22 protein-coding genes are annotated in these 23,732 nt (G+C 67.3%); 9 read left to right on the top strand and 13 right to left on the bottom strand.

The features are described from left to right. The first annotated feature begins 233 nt into the window (after positions 1 to 233). The 4 genes from oxlT to ASF60_RS07110 are packed head-to-tail and all read left to right on the top strand — an operon-like array spanning position 234 to position 4,994. Positions 234 to 1,580 carry an oxalate/formate MFS antiporter gene (oxlT, locus tag ASF60_RS07125; protein WP_082507802.1) on the top strand — a complete coding sequence of 449 codons (1,347 nt, stop codon included), beginning with the start codon at positions 234 to 236 and terminating at the stop codon, positions 1,578 to 1,580. Positions 1,581 to 1,585: 5 nt separating this feature from the next. After that, positions 1,586 to 2,350 (top strand): fumarylacetoacetate hydrolase family protein, encoded by a 765-nt coding sequence (locus tag ASF60_RS07120; RefSeq protein ID WP_056182681.1) that lies wholly within the window; start codon positions 1,586 to 1,588, stop codon positions 2,348 to 2,350. A 55-nt stretch (positions 2,351 to 2,405) separates the two neighbouring features. Next, positions 2,406 to 3,416 carry a ketopantoate reductase family protein gene (locus ASF60_RS07115; protein WP_056182593.1) on the top strand — a complete coding sequence of 337 codons (1,011 nt, stop codon included), beginning with the start codon at positions 2,406 to 2,408 and terminating at the stop codon, positions 3,414 to 3,416. Between the two features lie 27 nt (positions 3,417 to 3,443). After that, on the top strand, positions 3,444 to 4,994 hold the full coding sequence (locus ASF60_RS07110; RefSeq protein ID WP_056182588.1) for an acyl--CoA ligase: 1,551 nt from the start codon (positions 3,444 to 3,446) through the stop codon (positions 4,992 to 4,994). A gap of 75 nt (positions 4,995 to 5,069) precedes the next feature. Here ASF60_RS07110 and gshB read toward each other — a convergent pair whose 3' ends face one another. Both gshB and ASF60_RS07100 read right to left on the bottom strand, forming a co-directional pair. Next, positions 5,070 to 6,026 carry a glutathione synthase gene (gene gshB / locus ASF60_RS07105; protein WP_056182585.1) on the bottom strand — a complete coding sequence of 319 codons (957 nt, stop codon included), beginning with the start codon at positions 6,024 to 6,026 and terminating at the stop codon, positions 5,070 to 5,072. Positions 6,027 to 6,101: 75 nt separating this feature from the next. Then, positions 6,102 to 6,395, bottom strand: a complete 294-nt coding sequence (locus ASF60_RS07100; protein ID WP_056182581.1) for a hypothetical protein — start codon at positions 6,393 to 6,395, stop codon at positions 6,102 to 6,104. Positions 6,396 to 6,931: 536 nt separating this feature from the next. Here ASF60_RS07100 and ASF60_RS07095 point away from each other — a divergent pair. Together ASF60_RS07095 and ASF60_RS07090 are read left to right on the top strand one after the other, a co-directional pair. Further along, positions 6,932 to 7,144, top strand: a complete 213-nt coding sequence (locus tag ASF60_RS07095; RefSeq protein ID WP_056182578.1) for a hypothetical protein — start codon at positions 6,932 to 6,934, stop codon at positions 7,142 to 7,144. Positions 7,145 to 7,169: 25 nt separating this feature from the next. After that, positions 7,170 to 7,991: a hypothetical protein gene (locus tag ASF60_RS07090; protein WP_443136738.1), complete on the top strand. Its 822-nt coding sequence runs from the start codon at positions 7,170 to 7,172 to the stop codon at positions 7,989 to 7,991. 18 nt (positions 7,992 to 8,009) lie between these two features. On the opposite strand, the gene ASF60_RS07085 is transcribed toward ASF60_RS07090, so the two are convergent. From ASF60_RS07085 to ASF60_RS07075, 3 genes are read right to left on the bottom strand one after another with little or no spacing between them, the layout of a single operon-like run. After that, entirely contained in the window at positions 8,010 to 8,606 is a 597-nt protein-coding gene (locus ASF60_RS07085) for a DUF1254 domain-containing protein (protein ID WP_056182577.1), read from the bottom strand. Beyond that, entirely contained in the window at positions 8,603 to 9,343 is a 741-nt protein-coding gene (locus ASF60_RS07080; RefSeq protein WP_443136737.1) for a DUF1214 domain-containing protein, read from the bottom strand. Before ASF60_RS07080 ends, ASF60_RS07085 begins: the two co-directional genes overlap by 4 nt. Before the next feature lie 6 nt (positions 9,344 to 9,349). Beyond that, positions 9,350 to 11,578, bottom strand: a complete 2,229-nt coding sequence (locus ASF60_RS07075) for a transglycosylase domain-containing protein (protein ID WP_056182574.1) — start codon at positions 11,576 to 11,578, stop codon at positions 9,350 to 9,352. A gap of 306 nt (positions 11,579 to 11,884) precedes the next feature. Between ASF60_RS07075 and ASF60_RS07070 the strand changes: the two genes are divergently transcribed. Continuing rightward, on the top strand, positions 11,885 to 12,424 hold the full coding sequence (locus ASF60_RS07070; RefSeq protein ID WP_082504095.1) for a YcgN family cysteine cluster protein: 540 nt from the start codon (positions 11,885 to 11,887) through the stop codon (positions 12,422 to 12,424). 7 nt (positions 12,425 to 12,431) lie between these two features. Here the strand turns inward: ASF60_RS07070 and ASF60_RS07065 are convergent, their stop codons facing one another. The 3 genes from ASF60_RS07065 to ASF60_RS07055 form a co-directional block, all read right to left on the bottom strand. Beyond that, on the bottom strand, positions 12,432 to 13,445 hold the full coding sequence (locus ASF60_RS07065; protein WP_056182570.1) for a bifunctional riboflavin kinase/FAD synthetase: 1,014 nt from the start codon (positions 13,443 to 13,445) through the stop codon (positions 12,432 to 12,434). A gap of 71 nt (positions 13,446 to 13,516) precedes the next feature. Next, positions 13,517 to 14,746: a PepSY-associated TM helix domain-containing protein gene (locus ASF60_RS07060; protein ID WP_056182566.1), complete on the bottom strand. Its 1,230-nt coding sequence runs from the start codon at positions 14,744 to 14,746 to the stop codon at positions 13,517 to 13,519. Beyond that, on the bottom strand, positions 14,743 to 16,794 hold the full coding sequence (locus ASF60_RS07055; RefSeq protein WP_244478354.1) for a TonB-dependent siderophore receptor: 2,052 nt from the start codon (positions 16,792 to 16,794) through the stop codon (positions 14,743 to 14,745). The genes ASF60_RS07060 and ASF60_RS07055 overlap by 4 nt, the downstream gene beginning before the upstream one ends. A 362-nt stretch (positions 16,795 to 17,156) precedes the next feature. Here ASF60_RS07055 and ASF60_RS07050 point away from each other — a divergent pair, with 362 nt between their 5' ends. Both ASF60_RS07050 and ASF60_RS07045 read left to right on the top strand, forming a co-directional pair. Then, complete coding sequence (locus ASF60_RS07050) at positions 17,157 to 18,410, top strand: adenosylmethionine--8-amino-7-oxononanoate transaminase (RefSeq protein ID WP_056182561.1); 1,254 nt, start codon at positions 17,157 to 17,159, stop codon at positions 18,408 to 18,410. Positions 18,411 to 18,575: 165 nt separating this feature from the next. Next, entirely contained in the window at positions 18,576 to 18,965 is a 390-nt protein-coding gene (locus ASF60_RS07045; protein ID WP_244476991.1) for a response regulator, read from the top strand. A gap of 14 nt (positions 18,966 to 18,979) precedes the next feature. Here ASF60_RS07045 and ASF60_RS07040 read toward each other — a convergent pair whose 3' ends face one another. Genes ASF60_RS07040 through rfbF form a run of 5 tightly spaced genes read right to left on the bottom strand, consistent with a single transcriptional unit; the run spans position 18,980 to position 23,606 of the window. Further along, on the bottom strand, positions 18,980 to 19,885 hold the full coding sequence (locus ASF60_RS07040; RefSeq protein WP_056182556.1) for an NAD-dependent epimerase/dehydratase family protein: 906 nt from the start codon (positions 19,883 to 19,885) through the stop codon (positions 18,980 to 18,982). Continuing rightward, entirely contained in the window at positions 19,882 to 20,412 is a 531-nt protein-coding gene (locus tag ASF60_RS07035) for a dTDP-4-dehydrorhamnose 3,5-epimerase family protein (protein WP_056182551.1), read from the bottom strand. The genes ASF60_RS07040 and ASF60_RS07035 overlap by 4 nt, the downstream gene beginning before the upstream one ends. Before the next feature lie 4 nt (positions 20,413 to 20,416). Further along, complete coding sequence (locus ASF60_RS07030) at positions 20,417 to 21,673, bottom strand: class I SAM-dependent methyltransferase (protein ID WP_056182670.1); 1,257 nt, start codon at positions 21,671 to 21,673, stop codon at positions 20,417 to 20,419. 26 nt (positions 21,674 to 21,699) lie between these two features. Continuing rightward, positions 21,700 to 22,806, bottom strand: coding sequence for a CDP-glucose 4,6-dehydratase (gene rfbG / locus ASF60_RS07025; protein WP_244478352.1), 1,107 nt, complete (start codon positions 22,804 to 22,806; stop codon positions 21,700 to 21,702). Positions 22,807 to 22,838: 32 nt separating this feature from the next. Beyond that, a complete protein-coding gene (rfbF, locus tag ASF60_RS07020; protein ID WP_056182549.1) occupies positions 22,839 to 23,606 on the bottom strand; it encodes a glucose-1-phosphate cytidylyltransferase in 768 nt (255 codons plus the stop codon). Positions 23,607 to 23,732: the final 126 nt, after the last annotated feature.

The raw sequence follows: 23,732 nt of genomic DNA, 5'->3' as shown, positions 1-23,732 counted from the left end.
TTCTCCAATGATGGAACAGGCTTCCGCTGCTGCGTCGCAAACAGAATTAATGCGCCGCAAGAGAAGGATGGAGGCTGCGCCAGTGTCCGCCAGCATCTCAAATTTTTTGGATGCTTAACCCAAAAATTTTGCAGGCGAGCCCGAGGGTTACGCGAGGTATAGATCCTTGAATTCAAAATAACTGCCGATAAAACCGAACACCATAAACCAGAGTTGAGCCGAGGAAGACGCCTATGACCGCGCGTAGTGCTGCGCCTGCTCCCCAGGGAGCGACGTCGATCACGCCCGCTGAGGCTCACGCCGCTCGGGTGGGGTCATCGACCAAGGTGGATGCGCCGCCACTGGGCCGCTGGGGACAGCTGTTCCTCGGCGTGCTGTGCATGTCGATGATCGCCAACCTGCAATACGGCTGGACGCTGTTCGTCGATCCGATCCAGCAAAAGTTCGGCTGGGAGCGCACCGCGATCCAGTGGGCTTTCACGATCTTCGTGGTGATGGAAACCTGGCTGGTTCCGATCGAAGGCTGGTTCGTGGACAAGTACGGCCCGCGCCTCGTCACCATCTTCGGCGGCGCCCTCTGCGCGCTCGGCTGGGTGATGAACTCCTACGCCGACACGTTGACCATGCTGTACGCGGCCGCCGCCATCAGCGGCATCGGAGCGGGCGCAGTCTACGGCACTTGCGTCGGCAATGCCCTGAAATGGTTTCCTGATCGGCGCGGCTTCGCTGCCGGCCTCACCGCTGCCGGTTTCGGCGCGGGCTCGGCCCTCACGGTGATCCCGATCGCCAACATGATCCGCGATTCCGGCTACCAGCACACCTTCTTCGTGTTCGGCCTCGGCCAGGGCCTCATCGTCATGCTGGCGGCTTTGCTTCTTGTCTCGCCGAGCACCGCCTTCAAGGACCGGATGCTCGCCGGCCGCACCGCGACCGTGAACACCGTCACCCGGCGGCAGTACTCCACCGCCGAGATGGTGCGGACGCCGGTCTTCTGGCTCCTGTACCTCATGTTCGTCATGATGGCGGCCGGCGGCCTGATGGCGGCGGCGTCCCTGGCGCCCATCGCCAAGGACTTCAAGGTTGCGGGCGTCAACGTCTCGCTCATCGGCATCACCCTCCCGGCCCTGACCTTCGCGCTGACCATCGATCGGGTGCTCAACGGTGTGACGCGGCCGTTCTTCGGCTGGGTCTCCGACAAGATCGGCCGCGAGAACACCATGGTGATCGCCTTCATGATCGAGGGCGCCGGCATCCTGGCACTGGGCATGTTCGCGCACATCCCGATGGCCTTCGTGCTGCTCACCGGCCTCGTGTTCTTCGCCTGGGGCGAGATCTACTCCCTGTTCCCCGCCACCTGCAGCGACACCTACGGCGACAAGAACGCGGCCGCCAATGCGGGCCTCCTCTACACCGCCAAGGGCACCGCCGCGCTGCTCCTTCCGATCCTTCTCATGATCCAGGCCAAGACCGGTTCGTGGCAGAATGTGTTCTACGCCGCCTCCGGCATGGCTTTCCTGGCCGGCTTCCTCGCACTCTTCGTGCTGAAGCCGATGCGCGCCCGGTTCATTGCCCGGAGCTGATGCAGATGGCCCGGTGGCTCCGCTACATCCACGACGGCGAGAGCGGCTTCGGCCGCCTCGACGGGGAAACGATCGCCGTCCACGAGGGCGATCTCTTCGCTGACCCGGCGCCCACCGGTGCGACGCTGCAGCTCGCCGAGGTCACTCTCGATCTGCCGTGCCGGCCCTCGAAATACATCGCCCTGTGGAACAACTTCCACGCTTCGGCCGAGAAGCAGGGCCTCACCCGGCCCGAGGTGCCGCTCTACTTCGTGAAGCCGGCGAGCTGTTATCTGGCCAGCGGGCAGACCGTCACGGCGCCGGACGGGGGCGGTCGGTTGCTCTTCGAGGGCGAGCTTGGAATCGTGATCGGCCGGCGCGGCCGCGACCTCACGCCGGAGGCGGCGGCGGCTCACATTTTCGGCTACACCTGCGTGAACGACGTGACCGCTCTTGAAGCCCTGAAGGCCGATCCGAGCTTCACCCACTGGACCCGGTCCAAAGGCTACGACGGCTTCGGACCATTCGGCCCGGTGATCGCCACCGACATCGATCCCGAGGCCCTCAAGGTCGCAGTGCGGGTCAATGGGCGCGAGCGGCAGCGCTATCCGCTGGCCGACATGATGCGCCGACCCGCCGAGCTGGTGGCCGAACTCTCCCGGGGCATGACCCTGGAGCCCGGCGACCTCATCGCCTGTGGGACCTCGGTGGGCGCCGGACCGATCCCGAAGGGCGCTACCGTCGAGGTTGAGATCGACGGCATCGGCATACTGTCGAACGGGTTTTCGTGAGACACCCGACTCCAATGAACCGGACGCGAACCGAACAGGCTTCAAGGATACCCACATGAGCATCGCGATCGTCGGCGCCGGCGCCATCGGAGGATTTCTCGGTGTGCGCCTCGCCCATGCGGGCGAGGACGTCACCTTCATCGCCCGAGGCGCCAACCTCGACGCCATCCAGCAGAACGGGATGCGGCTGATCGAGGAAAACGGCTCCGAGATTCACGTGACGAACCTCAAGGCCACGAAGTCGATGGCCGAGGCGGGAAAGCACGACATCGTGCTCCTCACCGTCAAGGCGCATCAGGTCGGGCCGATCGCGGCCGACCTCCATCACCTCATCGGTCCCGACACGATGGTGGTGACGATGCAGAACGGCATCCCATGGTGGTACTTTTCACAAGGCCACGGCGGGGATCTGACCGGCACCCACCTGGAGACCGCCGATCCGGGCGGCCTCATCGCGAAGCATCTCGATCCCAGGCACGTCATCGGCTCCGTCGTCTACCCGGCCGCCGTGCTGACCGAGCCCGGCGTGGTGCAGGTGGTCGAAGGCCATCGCTTCGGTCTCGGCGAACTCGACGGCTCGATGTCGCCGCGTGTGCAATCGCTGGCCCAGACCCTGATCAAGGCGGGCTTCCGTGCGCCGGTGACCAGCGATATCCGGGCGGAGATCTGGCTCAAGCTCTGGGGCAACCTCAGCTTCAATCCGATCTCGGCGCTCAGTCACGCCACCCTGGTCGACATCTGCCGGTTCCCCGAGACTCGGGCACTCGCCGCCGACATGATGCGCGAGGCGGAGACGATCGCGAATCGCCTCGGCATCACCTTCAAGCTCGGCATCGAACGGCGCATCGCCGGCGCCGAGAAGGTTGGCGCCCACAAGACCTCGATGCTGCAGGACGTGGAGGCGGGACGCCCGATCGAACTCGAGGCCCTGGTCGGCTCAATCATCGAACTCGGGCGCCTTACCGACACCCCGACCCCGCATATCGGCACCGTCTACGCCCTGATGCGCCTCCTCTCCCAGAGCCTAGAGCGGGCGCAGGGGCGCCTCTCCATCATGCCGGCCTGACCCCCAGACATTCGAGGACGCTTCGCCATGGCCGAGACTTCCCACGCACATCCCGCCGCCACCACCCTGCACGCCCTGATCCAGGCCGGCGCCGCGGACGCGACCGCCCTGTCCAGCCCTGGCGGCGTGCCCCTGACCTTCGGCCAGCTCCGCAGCCTCACGGACCGGACCATCGCGGCCCTGAATGCACAGGGCCTCGGCCGGAACGACCGGGTCGGCATCGTCCTCGACAACGGACCTGAAATGGCGGCCGCCTTCATCGCCATCGGGGCCGGGACCACGGCCGCTCCCCTCAACCCGAGCTACAAGGCCGACGAGTTCACGTTCTACCTTTCCGATCTCAACGCGAAGCTCCTCGTGGTTGCGGACGGCTCCGACAGCCCGGCCATCGCGGTCGCTGCCCGTCTCGGCGTGCCAGTGGTGCGCCTTCGCCCGACCCCTGAGGAAGGGGCCGGCAGCTTCACCCTGTCGTTCGAGGGGGCCGGGGCTTCGCCGGCCGCGCAGGGTGGTCCGGCTCACCCGGACGATATCGGCCTCGTGCTGCACACCTCCGGCACCACATCGCGCCCGAAGATCGTGCCGCTGAAGCAGTCGAATGTCTGTGCTTCGGCCCGCAACATCCGCACCACCCTGGCCTTCACGGCCGCGGATCGCGGCCTCAACATCATGCCGCTGTTCCACATCCACGGGCTGATCGCCGGCATCTTGGCCCCGCTCTCGGCCGGCGGTCAGGTGTCGTGCACGCCGGGCTTCAACGCCCTCAAGTTCTTCGGGTGGATGAGCGAGGTTCGCCCGACCTGGTACACCGCCGTGCCGACCATGCATCAGGCGATCCTTAGCCGGGCCGCACGCAACCGGGAGGCCATCGAGGCCAACCCCTTGCGCTTCATCCGGTCCTCCTCATCCTCCATGCCGCCCCAGGTGATGAAGGAAATCGAGGAGGTGTTCGGCGCTCCCCTGATCGAGGCCTACGGCATGACCGAGGCCTCCCACCAGATGGCCTCCAATCCGCTGCCGCCGCGTCCGCATTACGCCGGCTCGGTCGGCCTCGCGGCCGGCCCCGAGATCGCGATCGTGGACGAGGACGGCGAGCCGATGCCCGCGGGCGAGACCGGTGAGATCGTCATCCGCGGCGACAACGTGATGTCCGGCTACGAGAACAACGACAAGGCCAATGCCGAGGCCTTCACCAAGCAGGGCTGGTTCCGCACCGGCGACCAGGGATCGCTGACGCCCGAGGGCTACCTGTCCATCACCGGGCGCCTCAAGGAAATCATCAACCGGGGCGGCGAGAAAATCTCCCCGCGCGAAGTCGACGAGATCCTGATGGACCATCCGGCAGTATCGCAATGCGTCACCTTCGCGATGCCACATGACAAACTGGGCGAAGACGTTTGCGCCGCCATCGTGCTCCGCGAGGGCCAGCACCTCGCCGAGAAGGAACTGCGCGGCTTCGCCTCGGAACGCCTCGCCGCCTTCAAGGTGCCGGCCAAGATCCTGATCCTGGACGAAATCCCGAAGGGTGCTACCGGCAAGCTCCAACGCATCGGCTTGGCCCAGAAACTTGGACTGGTCTGAGTCCGAGGACCACAAAGCACACGACCCGGGCTTGCCTGGGTCGTGTCGTTTAAGATAGCCGAGTGTGAGCGCCCGTCAGGCGGACAGGACCGTGCCGACGCGGCCCTCGATTGCGTCCCACACAGAAACCGCCAAGTCCGGCCCGCCGAGGCGCTTGATCGCCCGGATGCCTGTCGGCGAGGTCACATTGATTTCGGTCAGGTTTCCGTCGATGACGTCGATCCCGACCAGGATCAGGCCTCGGCGCTTCAGTTCCGGACCAATGGTAGCGCAGATCGCACGCTCGCGCTCGGTCAGGTCGGAGGCCGCCGCCGCCCCACCCCGCACCATGTTCGAGCGGATATCGTTGAGGGCGGGCACCCGGTTGATGGCACCCATCGGCTCGCCATCGACCAGGATGATGCGCTTGTCGCCCTCGGTGATGCGTGGCAGGAATCGCTGCACCACCCACTGCTCGCGGAAGGTGACCGAGAACAGGTCGAACATCGAGCCAAAATTCGCGTCCTCGGGCAGGACCCGGAACACCGCCGCGCCGCCATGCCCGTGCAGGGGCTTCATCACGATGGCGCCGTGTTCGGCCCGGAACGCCTCGATCTCCGCCTTATCGCGGGTGATCAGGGTGGGCGGCATCAACTCGGGGAAGTCGAGGACGAACAGCTTCTCAGGGGCGTTGCGGACCTCGGCCGGGTTGTTCACCACCAGGGTGCGTGGATGGATGCGCTCCAGCATGTGTGTGGCGGTGATGTAGGCCATGTCGAAGGGCGGATCCTGGCGCATCAGAACCACGTCGACACTCGACAGGTCGATGCGTTCGGGGGCGCCTAGGTTCGCGTGTGCGCCCTCCACGTCCTGTACCGTTAGGGCCTCGACACGCGCCGTCACGGCATTGCCCTGCATCGACAGGCGGTCCGGCGTGTAGTGCAGGAGCCGGTGCCCGCGCGCTTGGGCTTCGAGCAGGAGCGCGAACGTGGTGTCCCCGGCGATCCGGATCGACTGGATCGGATCCATCTGCACCGCGACGGTCAGGGTCATGCTGTCAAACCTCTGTCTGGGAACGGACACCGTCGATGCCCGTCCCGACCGTGATGCGGCGTGCCGGACGGCACCTTACTTCTGGGATTTTCCACCGCTACGGCGGTCATAGTCGCCGATGGCGGCTTTGCACTCGGGGGACAGCCGGGAGCGGTTGCGATCCATGCAGCGCTCCGCGTCCTGGCTGTTGGGATCGACGCCGGCGCAGAGGCGGAAGTAGTCGTTGGCACATCCGAGCTGAAGCCCCTGGTCCTCGCGCTGGGCCTGGGCCGGGCTGACAGCCATCATCAGGAGCGCGAAAGGCGCCAGGCTCAGGGCCGCTTTGAGGCCCCGGTTCGGGCTTGAGAGTCGGGAGATAACCACGCGCATCCGGCGGTGTCCTTCAATCGGAAATGAAATGGCGTTGGGGTGATGGGCGTTCGCGAAAAGTACGACCGTTCGATCGGAAGCGAAACGGCATATCGGGCGCGACCCGCCCTTAGCAAGCGCCTCGACCGCCGCGTGTTCCGTGCGTTCGCTCCCGGATCGATCAGGGCTACTAAAGATCCGCGCATGGTCCGCCGAACAAAAAAAGCCCCGCTCGCCGGGCGAGCAGGGCCGAGTACAAGGGAGGAAATGCCCGCCATGGGCAGTCCCGGGGGTGCAAGTCGCGGGCCATACGGACGAAGTGGCTCCGTTGCCTGGAAGCCACGCTGGTCCGCTCCCCTCATGGCCAGTCGGGGAAGACGGTGTTGGCGGCAGCATCGCAAGGTTCCGTTAACCACCCCATGCTGATCTCTGCCGGCACCGCCGCGATGCCGGAACGGCCCGGATGCGGTGAGGGCAGGCCTGATGACGGCTCGCTTCAGAGATCGAATGGAATCGGAACCAAGCCGATGAACTCTCCCCGGATGAACGCGCCTCGGATGAACGTCAAACGGTCGCCCGAGACGGGCGGCACCGAGCGCCATCCCGAGCGCCAGACAGCCCAGGTGGTGCCCTTCGCGGGACCTGCCCGCCGCTTCCGGCGTGCGGACGCGGATACTCCGCGCGGTGCCATCCTGCTCTTCACCGGCATCCGCTACGAGCGCATGCCCGAGCCGGACGCGCCCGCCCCGCGCCTGCGTCGTCGTTCCTGACCACGAACTGCTCCGTTCCCGGAGGATGCCTTTGTTCCGAACCGGATGCTTCCTCGCGCGACGGCCGCGCTCCCGGCATCTGACGCCCCTCGCGATCCTGGTGCTTCTGACCGGTTGCGCGCAGCAGGGCGATTTCGGACGTCCCAAGGCCGGCGCCTGGAACAGTCTGGTCGAGACCACCGGAACTCTAGCCGCGCAGGAACGCGAGGAGCCGGCCTCAACCTTTCCGTTCACCGACGAGGAGCGCACCCTGCGCGACCGTGCCTGGCGCTTCCTGATGCCTGCGGCTGGGCACGAGGCCTTCACGGACGCCCTCGCCAACCTGACCCGCACCCGTGTGCTGCCCCCGTCCTGGCGCACCGATGATCCCGCGGCCTACCACGATATCCTGATGGCGGAGGCCTTCCGCTCACCGGTCTCGCGCTACCGGCGGCTGTCGGAGGATATCGGCGCCGATGCGCGGCTGATTCCGCAATTCGTCGCCCTGGCCGTTCGGGTGAAGGAGGCCGATGCCTTGCGCCTTCGCAGCCTGCCCTTCGCCAAGAGCCTTGACGACGGCGATGTGCGCCAGGCCGCCATGCGAGTGGCCGAGAACCGCTGCCTGATCGCCTGGGTTCGACTTGAGACCCGACGGCGCGCCGGGCGCTACCGCTACGCTCTGGAGCATTTGGTGATCGAGGCGCCGGGTCCGGAGCTCACGGCCGTGGCACAGGCCCTGGCGGCCCTCAACGGCCGAAATCCCCTGCTCGACCCCCTGGTGCCCCCGGAGGCCGAGGCGCGATGCGGGCTCCTGCCCGAGGTGACGGTCGAGGTAGCGGCGGCAAAGCCGATCGTCGCCAAGTACTGAGCAGGTCCTGGGGCTACCTTAGCCGCCGGTCTTCTCATCGGCTGGGCTGTCGACCGTGCAGGAGACCGCCTGCACGGCCGCATCCGCGGTCGCGCGCTGACTTGGAAGCGCCGCGATGATCCGCACCACCACGAAGCCCTTGGCGTCGGCGGCGACGATGCGGACATCGTGGCTCACCTCGTCCTCGTCGGCATTGGCGAGCGCCTCGTCGTACTGGGCCCGCGTGAGGACAACCAGATCGAGGGCACCGCGCACGGCCGCCTGATCGGTGACCGCATAGAAGGCACCACGCGGCCCATGCACCGCCAGGGACAGCATCAGGGGACCGGTGCGGGCAGAGACCCGCATCGGTCCCTCGGTCAAATCGAAGGCGCACAGGCCGACCGCGACCGCAGGATCGGGGATCGGCAGCCATGCCTCAACGGGGGGCGGCGCGTCACCGGTCGCCACCGTGTTCACCGGCATCGGATGGTCGAGGCTCTCTCCCGATCGTGCCCGGGAGAGGGCATCTCCCTCCGCCAGCCTCGGGATCAGCAGCACCGTGGCCACATGCACGAGGCCGGCGATCACCAGCCCCGACAGGGTGGCGACCAGAAAGCGTCCGCGCGGCGTCATGGGGCACATCCGGTTCGGGTGACGGCCGGTACCGCCGAGCGGTCCAGGTTGCCGGCACTGGCCGCCACGGGGGTGTCGTAGAGACGGAGCGCCAAGCGCACAGGACCCTTCGCGCGGGGCATCGGCAGCCAGTTGCCGGGCTGCACCTCGGGCGAAAGCGTGATGGCAAAATGCCCGTCGGTCTCGCGAAGGATCTCCGTGGAGGTGAAGCCTTCGCGCATCGGTGCTGCCTCCGAATCACGCGGCCCGCGCCCGGCGACCGTCACCGTCCAAGCGCGAGCGGGCGGCGTCACGCCCGCCACTTGGTAGGTGCACGCGGCGTCGAGGGTCTGCCCGGATTCGTCCTGCTCCGCGGTCAGCAGCATACCCTCGCCGATCGCCAGGGGGATCTCGCCCCGCCGGGCGTTGACCGCGCGGGCGTAGGGGTCCGCGCCCACAGAGCCAATCTTCGGCCAGGCCGTCCAGGCTCCGACCGGGACGCCCCCGAACGGATAGCCGCCCCGCGTGGCGTAATCGGCGGTGGCCAGCCCGATTCCGGCGCCAAGCGCCAGGGCGTAGAGCATCAGCGTCACGGTCGAGGCCCGGCGCACGCCGCGTCGCAGAGGTCCGGCAAGGCGTCCGGAAACTCCGCTCCGCAGCGGGCCAACGGTGCCTGTGCTTGTTGGCTGGGAAGCGGGCGGGCGGGTCTGGTCCGGGCGCAATCGCGCCACCGTCTCGGCCAATGTCATGCGCATCATCGCCAGTTACGGGGTGCCGATGCGGCCGCCAGCGCGGGTTCCCTCCGCCACCGCGCCCGGTACGCTTGCGGGCTGGAGGGCAGAGGTCTTCTCGGGCGCTCGCTCCACTTGGCGGAACAGGCCGTTCATGCTGCCAATAACCTCGAAGGACCGTCGCGAAAGCTTGCCGGCCGCACTCGCCGCGGCGTTGACGGGTGCCGCGCTCGGGCCGGCCTGGGCCACCGCGCGGCCCGGATCCTTCAGGCCCGGCATCGGCTTCAGCTCGATGCCCTGGTGTGCGACTTCCATGACGTCATGCCAGGTCATGGCGGGCAGCGAGCCGCCGGTCATCTTGTTGGTAGAGGTGTGATCGTCGTTGCCGAACCAGACGGCGCCGACATAATTGCCGGTGTAGCCGACGAACCAGGCGTCGCGATAGGCATTCGTGGTGCCGGACTTGCCCGCCACCTTGATGCCCTCCAGCGCGGCGCGCTTGCCGGTGCCTTCCTCCACCACCTTGGTGAGCATGTAGTTCATATCGGCGACCACCTGGGTCGACAGCACCTGCCGCATCGGCTCGTCGGCATGGCGATAGATCACCTCGCCGGACGAGTTCTTCACCTCCATCGCCGCGTAGGGCTTGGCCTTGCGACCGCCATTGGCGAACACCGCGTAGCCGGCGGCCTGATCGATGACGTTCACCTCGGCCGAACCGATGGGCAGGGAGACGGAATCGGTCAGCTGCGTGGTGATGCCCATAGCGTGGGCGGTCTCGATGATCTTCTTGCGCCCGGCGGCAGCCGCCCGGGCCTCGTGCGAGATGCCCATCGCCTTGCCGAGCGCGATCGAGACCTGAATCGGGATGGTGTTGATGGATTTGGCCACCGCCACGGTCAGAGTCGTGGCGCCCGAGAACGAGCGTCCGTAGTTCTGCGGGCACCAGTTGCCAATGCAGACAGGCCGATCGACGACGCGGGTATCCGGCCGATACAGGCCCGCGGCGAGGCCGGCCGCGTAGACATAGGGCTTGAACGACGAGCCAGGCTGGCGCAGCGCATCGGTGGCGCGGTTGAACTGGCTCTCGCCGTAATCGGCGCCGCCGACCATCGCCCGCAGCGCGCCATCGGGGTCGAGGATCACCATCGCGGCCTCGTCGACCTCGTACTGATCGCCGAGCCGGCGCAGGGTGTTCTGCACCACCTCGTCGGCCCGCCGCTGGATGGTGAGATCGAGCGGCGTCTTGACGGTGAGTACCCGGTCGCTGCGGAAGCGGCCAGCGTCGGCCATTTGCTTGATCTCGCCGAAGGCCCAGTCGAGATAATAGTCCGCCGTGATGTCGCGGGTGCGCGTTACGGGCGTCGCAGGGTTGCGCAAGGCCGTCTGGATCTGGCCCTCGGTGAGGAAGCCGGCCTCGACCATGTTGTGCAGCACATCGACGGCACGGGCGCGGGCCGCCGGTAGGTTCACATGGGGGGCGTACTTGGTCGGCGCCTTGAATAGGCCGGCCAGCATCGCGGCTTCGGCCAGGGAGATGTCCTTGAGCGGCTTGCCGAAATAATAATCCGCCGCCGCCACGGCGCCGAAGGTGCCGCCGCCCATATAGGCGCGGTCGAGATAGAGCTTCAGGATCTCGTTCTTGGAGAGATGGCTCTCCAGCCAGAGCGCCAGGAAGGCCTCGTTGATCTTGCGCTCAAGCGAGCGCTCGTTCGTGAGGAACAGGTTCTTGGCGAGTTGCTGGGTGATCGACGAGCCGCCCTGGGTGTTGCCCCCGCCGCGCGAGTTCGACACCAGCGCGCGGGCGGTGCCGATGGGGTCGATACCCCAATGCTCGTAGAAACGCCGGTCTTCCGTCGAGACCAGGGCCTTGATCATGATGTCGGGAAAGTCGTCGAGCTTGAGCGAATCATCGTGCTTGATCCCGCGCCGCCCGACTTCGGTGCCGTAGCGGTCGAGGAAGGTCACCGCGAGATCCTGGGCCTTGAGCCAGTTGTCATTGGTCAGGTTGAAGGCGGGCTGCGCCAGCGCCAGCATCAGCACGGCCCCGCCGGTGCCGAGGGTTACCGCCTCGCTGGTCAGGTCTAGGGTGACGCGCTTCCAGCCCCGCACCGCGAACACGTTCATGCGTTCTTGGAAGCGCTCGTAGGTCTCGCCTGCCGAGCGGCCGCCATCGTACAGGCTCGCGTTCACCCAGGCATCAAAGGCCAGGGCGGCGTGCTTGATCCGCGTCGTCAGCGAGGTCGCTTTGGGCAGGCGCACCTGAGTTCCAGTCCTTCCGCACCCGGCGCCGGCACGAGGCCGGGTCACGCGATCCTAACAACACCTGCGCCCGGCCGCGAGGCTTCGTTGCTGACAACGCCTCGGCAAGGCGCAGAGTCCCGGCGTCGTGGATGATAACCTGGTCTTAACCTTGACGACGGATTGGGGCGGGTCGGTGGCATCGGGAGGCTTGACTCCGCGCTGCGACGTCGTGCCTTGCTCCGGCAACGCTTGCCCGCAGGTCGGCGTTGCGGCACAGGAACGGATCACCCGGATTTTCGCCGCTCCCAGCCCAAGGTGTTCCCCATGCGGGACCGCTCGGCCGCGCGTTCCCAGACGCCGCAGGCCTTCCCCGAATCCCCTTCCGCCTCGGTCGACGAGCCGTTCTGGCGCACCAAGAGCCTGGAGGCGATGTCCCCGACCGAATGGGAGAGCCTGTGCGACGGCTGCGGCCGCTGCTGCCTCCTCAAGCTCGAAGACGAGGACACGGCTGAGGTCTATCACACGGATGTCGGCTGCACTCTCCTCGACGGCCATGGCTGCCGCTGCCGCGACTATCCGAGGCGCCAGAAGCGGGTGCCCGATTGCGTGCGCCTGACGCCCGAGGCGGTCCGCACGATCCCGTGGCTGCCGCCGACCTGCGCCTATCGCCTCATCCGCGACGGTCAAGACCTCTACGCTTGGCATCCCCTCGTCTCCGGACGCGCCGCCAGCGTGCACGAGGCCGGCATCTCCGTGCGGGGCCGGGTTTCCGGCAACGAGGAGGAGTTCACCGCCGACGAACTGCTCGATCGGATCGTGACCTGGCCCAACCGCACGCCCGACACCGAGGACGAGGCGGATTGATCGAGGGTCAAGCCTCCAACATCGACGGGACTGGGTTCTCGGCGATGATCCGGCGGGCTTCCGCCGCATCGCAATGCATCTGGACGATCAGGGCCTCGGCCCCGTCGAAGCGTACCTCGCCCCGGATGTAGTCGAGAAACTCCACCGCGATCGTCCGGCCGTACAGGTCTCCGGAGAAGTCGAACAGATTGACCTCGAGGAGAGGAGCGCCGTCGTCGAAGGTCGGCCGTCGGCCGTAACTGGCGACTCCGTCCGTCACCCGGCCATCCGGCAAGCGCACCCGTACCGCGTAGATGCCGTGAGCGAGTCCGCAATCCGTCAGCGCCACGTTGGCAGTGGGATAGCCCAGGGTACGCCCGCGCTTGTCGCCGTGGCGGACCTCTCCGGAGACGAACCAGCGATAACCGAGGAGCGCGTTGGCCTGCGCCACCGCGCCCTCGGCCAGGGCCGCCCGGATCGCGCTCGACGAGACCGGTTCCGCGCCTGCGCTCAGGGCCACGGGGGAAATGATACGGCAGGTCAGGCCGGCCTGCGTACAGAGGTCCGCGAGCACGGCCGGCGTGCCCTCCCGGCCCCGGCCGAAATGGAAGTCGTGGCCGATGACGACCCCTGACACTCCGAGGTCACGCACCAGAAGCTCCTCGACGAAGTCTCGGGCGCCGGTGCCCGCCAGGGTGGCGTCGAAGCGGCGTACGATCAGGCCGTCGAGACCGAGATGCGCGAATACGATCTCTTTAGCCAACGCATCGGTGAGACGGAACATGGGCAGGTGCGGCGCAAAATAAGCGCGCGGATGCGGCTCGAAGGTGAGCGCCACCGCTGGGCGACTTGCTGCCTGCGCCGTCTCGCGGACGGCGGCGATCAGAGCGCGATGGCCGAGATGCACCCCGTCGAAATTGCCGATCGCCGCGATGGCGCCAGCGATGGCGGGCGGTACTGGCTCGTCCTCGCGGCAGATTGTGAAGGGTCGCGCACGCGCGGATGCGGCGGGCGGGACGGCGGATTCGTCGCCAGACGACATCGGATCTCGACGGTTGCAGCAGACGGATTGGGCGCTGTGGCGGCGGAACCTGTCGAAATCCGGCCAGGGGGTCAAGCGCGTGGCCTGAGCCCGGAGGTCGCGGCGGCGATCGGCGGGGCCGAGGACCGGCGCCGGGCCTTCGCCTTGCGCCGCCCGATATAGAGCAGCAGTCCCGTCACCAGGAAGAGCGGCATCAACAGGGCCGCGATGAGGAAGATCGGCGGTCCGAGGGGGCCGAAGAAGCGGCCGCTATGCACGTCGAGCATGTTGCCGGCGATCCGGACGCCGAGCGGCCGTTCCCCACCGACCTCGCGCACCAGGATGCGCCCGGTGGCCGCCTCGATCCGGGTGTCGTCACGCCAGCCGTTCGGATTCTCCGAGCGGACGCGCACGGGACCCGTGAAGCCTGCCGGCAGGAGCAGGGTGGCGCGGATGAAATGGCCGTCCTGCACCGCGCGGAAGGCCGCCCAGGCCGTGTCGAGGGAGGGCGCACCGGGGGCGCCCAGGGCTTCCTCCTTCCGGCCCGGCGGCGGCTTGCTCTCAGAGCCGACCGACCGCGGTTTTTCCATGCCAGACTGCGGCTTGCCATCCGCCATCCGGGTGATGGTCTCGCCGCGCGTCAGCAGGGCGGTGACCACGTTGCGATACCCGTCGAAGGACCACCACAGGCCGCTCAGGGCGATGATTAGATAAATCGGCAGCACCCAGGTGCCGGCCACCGAATGCAACGACCAGTAGGTCGGTCGATCCCATTGGCGGAGGTTCGGCTTCAGCCAGATCCGCCAGGACATCACCTTCGGCCAGCGCAGGTACAGGCCGGTGCAGAACAGCATGAGGAGAGCCAGCACGCTTAAGCCCGTCAGCGTCCGGCCCCAGCCCTTGCCGTCTCCCGGAAGAAGGAGCCAGCGGTGCAGGCGCCGGATGGTAGCGAACACCGTCTCCGTCCGCGCTGCGCCCAGGACGGTCCCGTCATAAGGGTCGAGATAGAGCGAGGGCGGACGCTGGTCGGTGGCGGGGTCGCGGCCGAGGCGCATCATCGCGGTGGTGCCGGGCTCGGCGGACAGCGTGAGGTTCACCACCGTGCCGCGGTGCTGGGCGTGGAACCGGGCGAGGAGCGCGTCCGGCGTGAGCAGGTTTTCCGCCCGGGGCGCGACCCGGATCAAGTCGGCGTCGACGAACGCGCCGATCGCATCTTCGTAGCTCAGGAGGGCGCCGGTCACGCCCGCCACCGCGAGGATCAGTCCGGCGCCGAGACCCAGCAGCCAATGGATCTGGAATAGGATCGCGCGAAGGCGCCTCACCAGGCCACCCGTGCGGTCACCAGGGCCTGGAACGGTTCGCCCACCGCGACCAGCAGGTTGCTCGCCCCCGACGAGGCATAATAGGTCTCGTCGAACAGGTTCTTCAGGTTGAGCTGGACCGTGGTCGGCAGGCCGTTCACCTGGGTCCGGTAGGCCAGGAAGGCATCGCTGACCACGTAGTCCGGCAGGCTGAAGGTATTGGCGGCGTCGCCGGGCCGCGCCCCGACGTAGCGGGTGCCGAAGCCGACTTCGAGGGAGCCCGGCCCGAGGCGGCTCGAGCCGAATTCCATCGCCTCCGCGACAGCGCCGAGCTGATGGGTCAGGAACAGCGAGGCCGTGACCCGCGGCGTGTTCTGAAGTTCCTTGGCGACGAGAACCGGATCCTCCGTGACGACGGCCTGGGTGAAGCCGTAGCTGCCGATCACGGCCCAGTCGGGGCGGATCTGACCCGCGAAATCGAGTTCGAAGCCGCGCGAGCGGACCCGGCCGGCGGTGGAGCCGAAGCGGTTGCCGTTGACCACCTGGGTGATCAGCACGTTGCTCTTCTCGGCGTCGAACATCGCGCCCGTGATAAGAAGCCCCTCGGCGACCTCCGCCTTGACGCCGACCTCGTAGGCTTCGCCCTCTTCCGGCAGCAGCGTGCCGGTGACGTCGAGATCGGTCACGTTCGGGCGGAAGGATTGCGTGTAGCTGCCATAGAGCGAAAGGTTCGGCGCAAGCTTGTAGACGAGACCGGCGCGCGGCACCGGCTTCACACCGTTGATCGCGGTCGAGATGACGGCCGGGCGTCCCGCATACGCGAGCTGGTCGTAAATCTGGGCACTCATCCCGCCAACCAGAATGAGCCGGTCGGTGAGGTGAAGAGAATCTTGCAGGTACAGGCTGGTGTTGCTGAGACGATCGCGGTTGTTGCTGGACGCGAGCGAGATCCGGTCTGAGGCGCCGAGCAGACCGTAGAGGGGATCGAACGGGTCGAAACCGCTCACGTTCGGCCCGCGCACACTGGTCTTCCGGTAGTAATCAATCCGTTCATACATCACGCCGGCCAGGAGGTCGTGACGCAAGCCGAAGGTATCGAAGCGTCCGATCAGGTCGAGGCGCGCAACGTTCGCGTTGAAGTCGCCTCCGCGCGTCGCATCTGCCCGGCGCGTCAGAAGACGCGTATTGGCGTTGTAGGAAACCGGCCGGATCTGATTGTCGTCGTAACCGAGGTTCGAATAGCTGTAGCCGAGATGTAGCTTCCAATCCTCGTTGAACCGGTGGTCGATATCGATCGTGGCGAGGTGGCTCATAGCCTCGACCCGGCTCACGCGCTCGTCGAAGCGGCGGTCGCGCGGCACCCGCAGGGGGCGGCCGGTGCGCGGATCGAAGGTAGTGCCTCGATCGAATGGGATGGTGTAGTGCGCGAACTCGTAGCCCACCGTCACGCTGGTCTCGTCGCCGCGCCAAGTCACGGACGGGGCCACAACCTGTCGGCGGATCTGTCCGAAGTTGCGCCAGTATTCATAGTCCTGGAAGTCACCAATCACGCGGTAGGCTAGGTTGGTGTCCTTGACCGGACCAGTGAGATCGGTTTGGACGAGGCCGCCGCCGAAGCTCGTCCCCGTCAGCTCAAGAGACCCGCTCGGGGTGAATTCCGGTCGCTTCGAGACGAGATTGATGAGGCCGCCGGGCTCGGAGATGCCGTAGAGGAGCGAGGCCGGCCACTTGAGCACCTCAACCCGCTCGATAGAATGGTTGAAGTTCTGCTGTAGGACGGTGCGGCGCCCGTCGCGCAGGATCGAGCTGTCGCGGGAAGACCCGAAGCCACGCCTGATCACGGCCTCTTGCGTGCCGCCGAGACTGTTGGTCTGCACGACGCTGCTGACATTGCGCAGGGCCTCGTCGAGGCTCAGGACCCGCTGGTCGCGCAGGACGGCGTTCGGCACGACTGCGATGTTGGCCGGCGTATCGAGGAGAGCGGTCTCCGACCCTGCCCCGAAGCTCGTTCGCCGGGGGGTGTAGCCGAGAACGCCGCGACTGTCGCCGGCGATGTGGATCTCTTCCATTGCGACGTCCGAGAAGTCCGGCTGCTGCGCAGATGCGGACCCCGCGTGAAGCAGAAGGGCTGCGCCTGAGAGCAACCTCGTCGCTCCCGCGGCTGCGCGGCTTGTGGAACGGCTGTGCCGGCGACGGCGAACGTGATGAGGCATGATCGCTCCAGATTGAGGCTCGATCTTCCGTAGGATAGTCTTATATATTTGACAATATATCGGTGATATATTGGAATTAGTCTATTATAATCTGACTTATATCTCAAAATGTAGATATGTTTCGCAAAATAAGCTGAATGCCAGATGGTCCCAAGCCGCTGTCAGGCCCACCTCCAGACCTTGACCCTTCCGTTGCGCGAGCCCATCCCGGTCCGGCTATGACCAACCCGCGCACGCACCATCTCTGGCGGCCCTATACCCAGATGCAGGCGGCGGCTCCGCCGCTGGAGGCCGTGCGGACGCATGGCTCCCGCATCGTCCTCGCCGACGGACGCGAACTGATCGACGGCATTGCTTCGTGGTGGACCGCCGCCCACGGCTACAACCATCCCCACATCCGCGCCGCCGTGGCCGCTCAACTGGAGGCGATGCCGCACGTGATGTTCGGGGGGCTCACCCACGCGCCGGCCGAGCGTTTGGCGGCCCGCCTCGCTGACCTGTTGCCGGGCGACCTTGATCACGTCTTCTTCACCGATTCCGGCTCGGTCGCCGTCGAAGTCGCGCTGAAGATGGCGGTGCAGATGTGGATCAACCGGGGGATCGCCGGGCGCACCCGCATCCTGGCGTTTCGCGAGGGTTATCACGGCGACACCCTCGGGGCGATGTCGGTCTGCGATCCCGATGAGGGCATGCACCGGCGCTTCGGCGCCTACCTGCCGGCCCAGGTTTTTTGCGATCTACCAAGGACAGCGGTGCAGGTCGCCACACTGGATGCCCGCATGGCCGCCGAGCGCGAGACCCTGGCGGCCGTCATCATCGAGCCCCTGGTTCAGGGCGCCGGCGGTATGCGGATGCACGCTCCGGACGTGCTGGCGACCGTCGCCCGCCTCGCGAAGCGCCATGGGCTGCCGCTCATCGCCGACGAGATCTTCACCGGCTTCGGACGCACCGGCACCCTGTTCGCCTGCGAGCAGGCCGGGATCGTGCCAGACATCCTGTGCCTGTCGAAGGCGCTCACCGGGGGCACCATGGCGTTGGCCGCCACGATCGCCACGAGGGCGGTGTTCGAGAGCTTTCTGTCCGACGACCCCGCCGCCGCCCTGATGCATGGGCCGACCTTCATGGCCAACCCGCTTGCCTGCGCGGCGGCCAATGCCAGCCTCGATCTGTTCGAGCGCGAGCCGCGCCTGGAGAAGGTCGCTGCCATCGCGGTGGCTCTGGCAGAGGGCCTGGAGCCGCTCCGGTGCCTGCCCGGGGTGGCTGACATCCGCATTCTTGGGGCGATTGGCGTGGTCCAGTTCCGGCAGGCCCCGGATCTCGCCGATCTTAAGCACCGGTTCCTCGCGCTGGGGACCTGGGTTCGCCCATTCGGCGACATCGTCTATCTCACGCCCGCACTTACCATTGCGTCCGAGGATCTGGCGCAACTCCTCGCGGCCATGCGGGCGGTGGTGACGGAGACCACCGCCTGATCGCGGCGGGTTCGGTCCGGCGCGCCTTGCAACCCGCGCCCGCGTCGCTCGTTGGGACTACGTTGCGCTGGCCCTGTGTTCTGAACCGCGTCGTGCAAGCCCGGTGGGGCGCGACGATCCTGGTTCCGGGCAGGGCCTGCGGCCAGACAGGCTGGAGGGTGCATCGTGGTGGATGAGGCGACGAACGCGAACGACGATCGGCCGGTGATCCTACTGGTGGAGGACGAAGCCCTGACGATCATGGACCTCGGCGACGTCCTCGAGAATGGCGGCTACGAAACCGTGCAATGCGCCTCGGCAGAACGTGCCCTCGGCATCCTCCAGGCCCGCCCCGACATCTGCGGCCTCGTCACGGATGTCGAACTGTCCGGCAAGACCAACGGCTTCGAGCTCGCTACGGCGGTGTCCGAGGCTCGTCCCCAACTGCCCATCGTGATCGTCTCGGGCCGCGCCGCGCCCGACCCCGAGCGGATGCCGAAGGGGGCCAAGTTCATCGCCCGACCCTGTACCGGCGAGGACATTCTCTCGCAGCTCAAGGGACTGCTGCCCTGCTGATGGGTTGCTGAACTTCAGGCCGTCGGGCTGCTGTGCGCACGCCACCACGCGACCGTGTCGTCGAGTCCGCGCTCCAGGCTGAAGCGTGGGCGGAAGCCGATGGCTTCAGTGAGAATCCGGGTGCCCGCTTCGATGGCTGCCGGTTCTGTCGGGTTCAGGAGCCGGGCACCGTAGGCGAGGTGCTCCGCATTCCCGATCCGGGCGGCGAGACCATCGAGAAGTGCGCGCACCGGAACGGCCGTGCCCGAGCCGATATTCACCGGTCCAGTAACGTCGCTCGCCACGAGAGCGGCCAACGCGGCGGCCGCATCCGCGACATGCAGGAAGTCGCGGCGCTGGTGCCCGGTCGAGGTCGGGAACGATGTCCCGGTCATCAGTGCGTGGACCGCATCTGAGACGAGGCGTCCGCGCCGCTCGCCAGGACCGTAGAGGAAGAAGAGCCGTCCCCAGGCGAGGCGGATGCCATGGTTCTCCGCATAGGCCGTGAGGATGCGCCGGGTCCCGTCCTTGGCCGCACCATAGAGGGTTGCGGGCTGGCACGGGGTCGTTGCTTCGTCGAATCGGGATGCGCCCCACGCGTATTCGGCACAGGTGCCGGCGCCGACGAAGCGCCGTCCGCCCTGCGCTGCGAAGGCTTTGGCGAGGTCCAGGGTGGCGGCGACCCAGTCGAGATTGCTGGCGGAGGTCCAGTACCGGCCCGGCTCCGCGTCCCAGGCGAGATGCAGCAGGTGGCTTGGGCGAAGGTCCGCGATCAATGCGCGGCGCTCGTTCTCCACCAGCAGGTCGGCCGTGTGCATCGCCGTGCCGCCGAGCGGACGGCGGCCGACACCGTGCACCTCGAAGCCCAGGGCCTGCAGGGCCGGAACCGCGTGGCGGCCGACGAAGCCGGTGGCGCCGGTGATGAGGACACGGCCCGTCACCGGACCCAGTCCGGGTAGGTCAGGTCGCGCTCGGCGATCACCGTGATGGGCTCCGGCCAGGCGACGTCCAGGGCCGGATCGTTCCAGCGCAGGCCTCGGGCGCTGCCGGCCACGTAGGGCCGATCGATCATATAGAGCACTTCCGTGCCGTCGCTGAGGGCTTGGAACCCATGGCCAAAACCCGTGGGGATGTAGAGGGCATGGCGGTTCCGGGCGTTCAGCTCGACCCCGTAGGCCTGCAGGTAGGTCGCAGAATCCGGCCGCAGGTCGACGATGACGTCGTGGATCGCGCCGGCCGTGCAGCGCACCAGTTTGGTCTCCGCGTGCGGCTCTGCCGAGAAGTGCAGGCCCCGCACGGTCCCGCGCCGAGCGTTGTAGGAGATGCTGGATTGCGCGAAGGCGCCGATCAGACCCTGGGCGGCGAAATCATCCGTGCAGGCGGTGCGGGCGAAAAAGCCGCGTGCATCGGCATGGGGTTCCGGGACGACCCGATACGCGCCAGCCAGCGGCAGGGCCTCGAAGCGCATCCGCTCAAAACACCGAGAGGCGCGGGATCGCGGTGACGAAGCGCCCGCCCCAGTCACGGATCGTCGCCATTTCGCTGGCGATTTCGTCCTTGAGGTTCCAGGGCAGGATCAGGACGTAGTCTGGCCGCATCGCGAGCAGCGCCTCTGGCGAGACCACCGGGATGCGGCTTCCCGGAAGGCGCGTGCCCTGCTTGTGCGGGGAGCGATCGGCGACGGCCCCGACCAGTTCGGGGCCGATGCCGCAGTAATTGAGGAAGGTGTTGCCCTTGGCTGCCGCTCCGTAGGCGCAGACGGTCCGATGCGTCAGCCGCAGATCCGCCAGGAAGGTCAGGGTGGCGCACTTGATAGCGACCACATCCTCCGCGAAGGCGGCGTAGCCTTCCGGACCGAACAGCCCGCCCGCCCGCTCCTCCGCCAGCACCCGTGCCACGGCGTCGGTCTCCGCATGGGCCGCTGCCGCATGGCAGAAGAACACCCGCAGGGAGCCCCCATGCGTCGGCCATTGCTCGACGTCGAACACCCGCAGGCCGTGCGCCGCCAAGATGTTCGAGACGACGCCGAGGGAAAGATACGAAAAATGCTCGTGATAAATGGTGTCGAACTGGCGCTCCTGGATCATCCGGAGGAGGTGCGGGAACTCGAACGTACCGACTCCCTCGGATTTCAGTAGAATCCGGAAACCTTCGACGAAGTCGTGAATGTCGGGCACATGGGCGAGCACGTTGTTCGCCGCCATCAGGTCGGCCGCGTGACCGTCCGCCAGCAGGCGGCGGCCGGTCTCCTCGCCGAAGAATGCGACTTCGGTGGGGATGCCGTGCTGACGGGCCACTGCCGCCACGTTGGCAGCGGGCTCGATTCCAAGAGCCGGGATGCCGCGGGCGACGACCGCTTGCAGCAGATAGCCGTCGTTGCTCGCCACCTCCACGACCTTGCTGACAGGCGAGAGCGAGAAGCGCGCCTGCATCGCTGCTACGTAGGCCTCCGCATGGGCGATCCACCCGGCCGAGAAACCCGAGAAGTAGGCATAATCGGAAAAAATCGCCTCCGGGGTCTCGAAGGCCTCGAGCTGCACGAGCCAGCAGGAATCGCAGACATAGGCATGGAGCGGGTGGAACATCTCACCCCGGTTCACCCGGTCCGCTGGCACGTAGGCGTTGGCCAGCGGCGACAGGCCGAGATCGGCCACGCTTCGCTGGAGGGCGGCTCCGCACGCCCGGCAGGTGCGTGACGGGCCCGCAGAGGTCGTTTCAGAGGTATTCATGTCCGGAACCGTCATATCCGACATCGTCATCCGCTGAGCGCCTCGTAGGCCTCGATCTGCGCCAGAGTCAGGTCGCGGGCTGAACCGCCATCGGCCTCGGCGCGATGCCAGGCGGCGGTCCAGGCCAGGGCCGCGTCGAGGCGCAAACGCCGGTCCCAGGCGAGATAGGTACGGGCCTTGGCGGAATCGACCTTGAGGAAGGTGGCCTCGTGCGGGTGGATCGCCGGGGAGAGGTGCCACAGGGCATCCGCTCCCCAGGCCTGGGCGAGTGCATCGACGAGGTGAGCCACCGGCCGGCAGTCTTCGTCAGCCGGCCCGAAGTTCCAGGGCTCGGCGTAGCGCGGCCCGTCCGCGCCCACTAGGCATTCGGCCAGGCGGAGATAGCCGCTCAGGGGTTCGAGCACGTGCTGCCAGGGCCGGGTGGCGTGAGGCGCCCGGATCTCGACGGACTCGCCGCGGGCGAAGGCGCGGACGATATCGGGCACCAGCCGATCCTCCGACCAGTCACCCCCCCCGAGGACGTTGCCCGCCCGCGCGGTCGCGATCCGGCAGTCGCGCTCGGCAAGGAAGGCGTTGCGATAGGCCGCTGCCACCAATTCGGCACAGGCCTTGGAACTGCTGTAGGGGTCGTGGCCGCCCAGCGCCTCCGTTTCGCGATAGCCGTAGGGCCATTCGCGGTTTTCGTAGGCCTTGTCGCTCGTCACCACCACGACGGCCCGCACGGAGGGCGTCGTTCGCACCGCATCGAGCACGTGGGCGGTGCCCATGACGTTGGTGGCATAGGTGCCGAGCGGATCGCGATAGGAGGCACGCACCAGCGCCTGGGCCGCCATGTGGATGACGATCTCGGGGGCGGTGGCGGCGAGGCAGGCCCGCACAGCGTCCGCATCGCGGATGTCGCCGAGATGCGAGTCCATCCCGGCGCCGATACAAGCCGCCTCGAACAGGTTCGGCGCGCTTTCGGGCGGAAGTGCCAGCCCGCTGACGCGGGCCCCCAGGCGCCCCAGCCACAGGCAGAGCCAAGCGCCCTTGAAGCCGGTCTGACCAGTGACGAGCACCCGCCGGCCGGCCCAGAACGCGGGATCGGGATTTGGGTCGCGGGTGCGCGGCAGGGGGAAGGGCGAAGGCTGCACGCTGAAAATCGATCTCCAGGGGGGCGACGAGACTACCAGCACTTCCAGGGCGGCGCCTCGCTCGCCCACAGGGCTTCGAGGTGGTTCTTGTCGCGCAGGGTATCCATCGCCTGCCAGAACCCGGTGTGGACGTAGGCCGCGAGCTGCCCGTCGGCGGCAAGGCCCTCCAGGGGTTCTGCTTCCCACACCGTACCGTCCCCCGCGATCCGGTCGAAGACGCGCGGCGAGAGCACGAAGAAGCCGCCGTTGATCGTCGCTCCGTCCCCCGCCGGCTTCTCGCGGAAGCGGCGGACCGTGCCGGCCTCTAGATCCAGCGCGCCGAAGCGGCCAGGCGGTGTCACAGCCGTGAGAGTGGCGAGCCTGCCCTGCGCCTTGTGGAAGGCAGCGAGTGCAGTGAGGTCCACGTCGGCGACGCCGTCGCCGTAGGTCATGAAGAAGTCGTCGTCCCCCAGATAGGCGCGCACGCGCTTCAGCCGCCCGCCCGTCATGGTGGTTTCGCCTGTCTCGATCAGCGAAACGCGCCAGTCCTCGGCAGCGCTGCGGTGAAAGTCGACGTCGCCGCGTCCGATGTCGATGGTGACGTCGGAGAGGTGCAGTCGGTAGTTCAGGAAGAATTCCTTGATAACGTAGCCCTTGTAGCCGAGGCAGATGATGAATTCGCGCACCCCGTGAGCGGCGAAGATCTGCATGATGTGCCAGAGGATCGGACGACCGCCGATCTCCAGCATGGGCTTGGGCCGCGTCACTGTCTCCTCGGACAGGCGCGTACCGAGACCGCCTGCGAGGATGACTGCCTTCATGGGGTCCTGAACGGTCTTCGCGGGGCCTGGAACAGGCGCCGGAGCGGCGTTTCCGCAAGGCTTAGTCGAGGGGAGGGACTTCGTCCAGGCGTGGGGCCGGCCGATCGATGAGCCGGCTTTTCCGGT

The sequence above is a fragment of the Methylobacterium sp. Leaf113 genome (genome assembly GCF_001423325.1).
Lineage (GTDB): Bacteria > Pseudomonadota > Alphaproteobacteria > Rhizobiales > Beijerinckiaceae > Methylobacterium.
Note: the sequence above shows the minus strand (reverse complement) of the source record. Positions and strands in the feature narration are given on the sequence as shown.

Bases quoted from the DNA above. Each gene is read 5' to 3' on its own strand.
- oxlT (WP_082507802.1), top strand. From the start codon at position 234: ATGACCGCGCGTAGTGCTGCGCCTGCTCCCCAGGGAGCGACGTCGATC.
- ASF60_RS07120 (WP_056182681.1), top strand. From the start codon at position 1,586: ATGGCCCGGTGGCTCCGCTACATCCACGACGGCGAGAGCGGCTTCGGC.
- ASF60_RS07115 (WP_056182593.1), top strand. From the start codon at position 2,406: ATGAGCATCGCGATCGTCGGCGCCGGCGCCATCGGAGGATTTCTCGGT.
- ASF60_RS07110 (WP_056182588.1), top strand. From the start codon at position 3,444: ATGGCCGAGACTTCCCACGCACATCCCGCCGCCACCACCCTGCACGCC.
- gshB (WP_056182585.1), bottom strand. From the start codon at position 6,026: ATGACCCTGACCGTCGCGGTGCAGATGGATCCGATCCAGTCGATCCGG.
- ASF60_RS07100 (WP_056182581.1), bottom strand. From the start codon at position 6,395: ATGCGCGTGGTTATCTCCCGACTCTCAAGCCCGAACCGGGGCCTCAAA.
- ASF60_RS07095 (WP_056182578.1), top strand. From the start codon at position 6,932: ATGAACGTCAAACGGTCGCCCGAGACGGGCGGCACCGAGCGCCATCCC.
- ASF60_RS07090 (WP_443136738.1), top strand. From the start codon at position 7,170: ATGCCTTTGTTCCGAACCGGATGCTTCCTCGCGCGACGGCCGCGCTCC.
- ASF60_RS07085 (WP_056182577.1), bottom strand. From the start codon at position 8,606: ATGACGCCGCGCGGACGCTTTCTGGTCGCCACCCTGTCGGGGCTGGTG.
- ASF60_RS07080 (WP_443136737.1), bottom strand. From the start codon at position 9,343: ATGATGCGCATGACATTGGCCGAGACGGTGGCGCGATTGCGCCCGGAC.
- ASF60_RS07070 (WP_082504095.1), top strand. From the start codon at position 11,885: ATGCGGGACCGCTCGGCCGCGCGTTCCCAGACGCCGCAGGCCTTCCCC.
- ASF60_RS07065 (WP_056182570.1), bottom strand. From the start codon at position 13,445: ATGTCGTCTGGCGACGAATCCGCCGTCCCGCCCGCCGCATCCGCGCGT.
- ASF60_RS07055 (WP_244478354.1), bottom strand. From the start codon at position 16,794: ATGGAAGAGATCCACATCGCCGGCGACAGTCGCGGCGTTCTCGGCTAC.
- ASF60_RS07050 (WP_056182561.1), top strand. From the start codon at position 17,157: ATGACCAACCCGCGCACGCACCATCTCTGGCGGCCCTATACCCAGATG.
- ASF60_RS07035 (WP_056182551.1), bottom strand. From the start codon at position 20,412: ATGCGCTTCGAGGCCCTGCCGCTGGCTGGCGCGTATCGGGTCGTCCCG.
- ASF60_RS07030 (WP_056182670.1), bottom strand. From the start codon at position 21,673: ATGAATACCTCTGAAACGACCTCTGCGGGCCCGTCACGCACCTGCCGG.
- rfbF (WP_056182549.1), bottom strand. From the start codon at position 23,606: ATGAAGGCAGTCATCCTCGCAGGCGGTCTCGGTACGCGCCTGTCCGAG.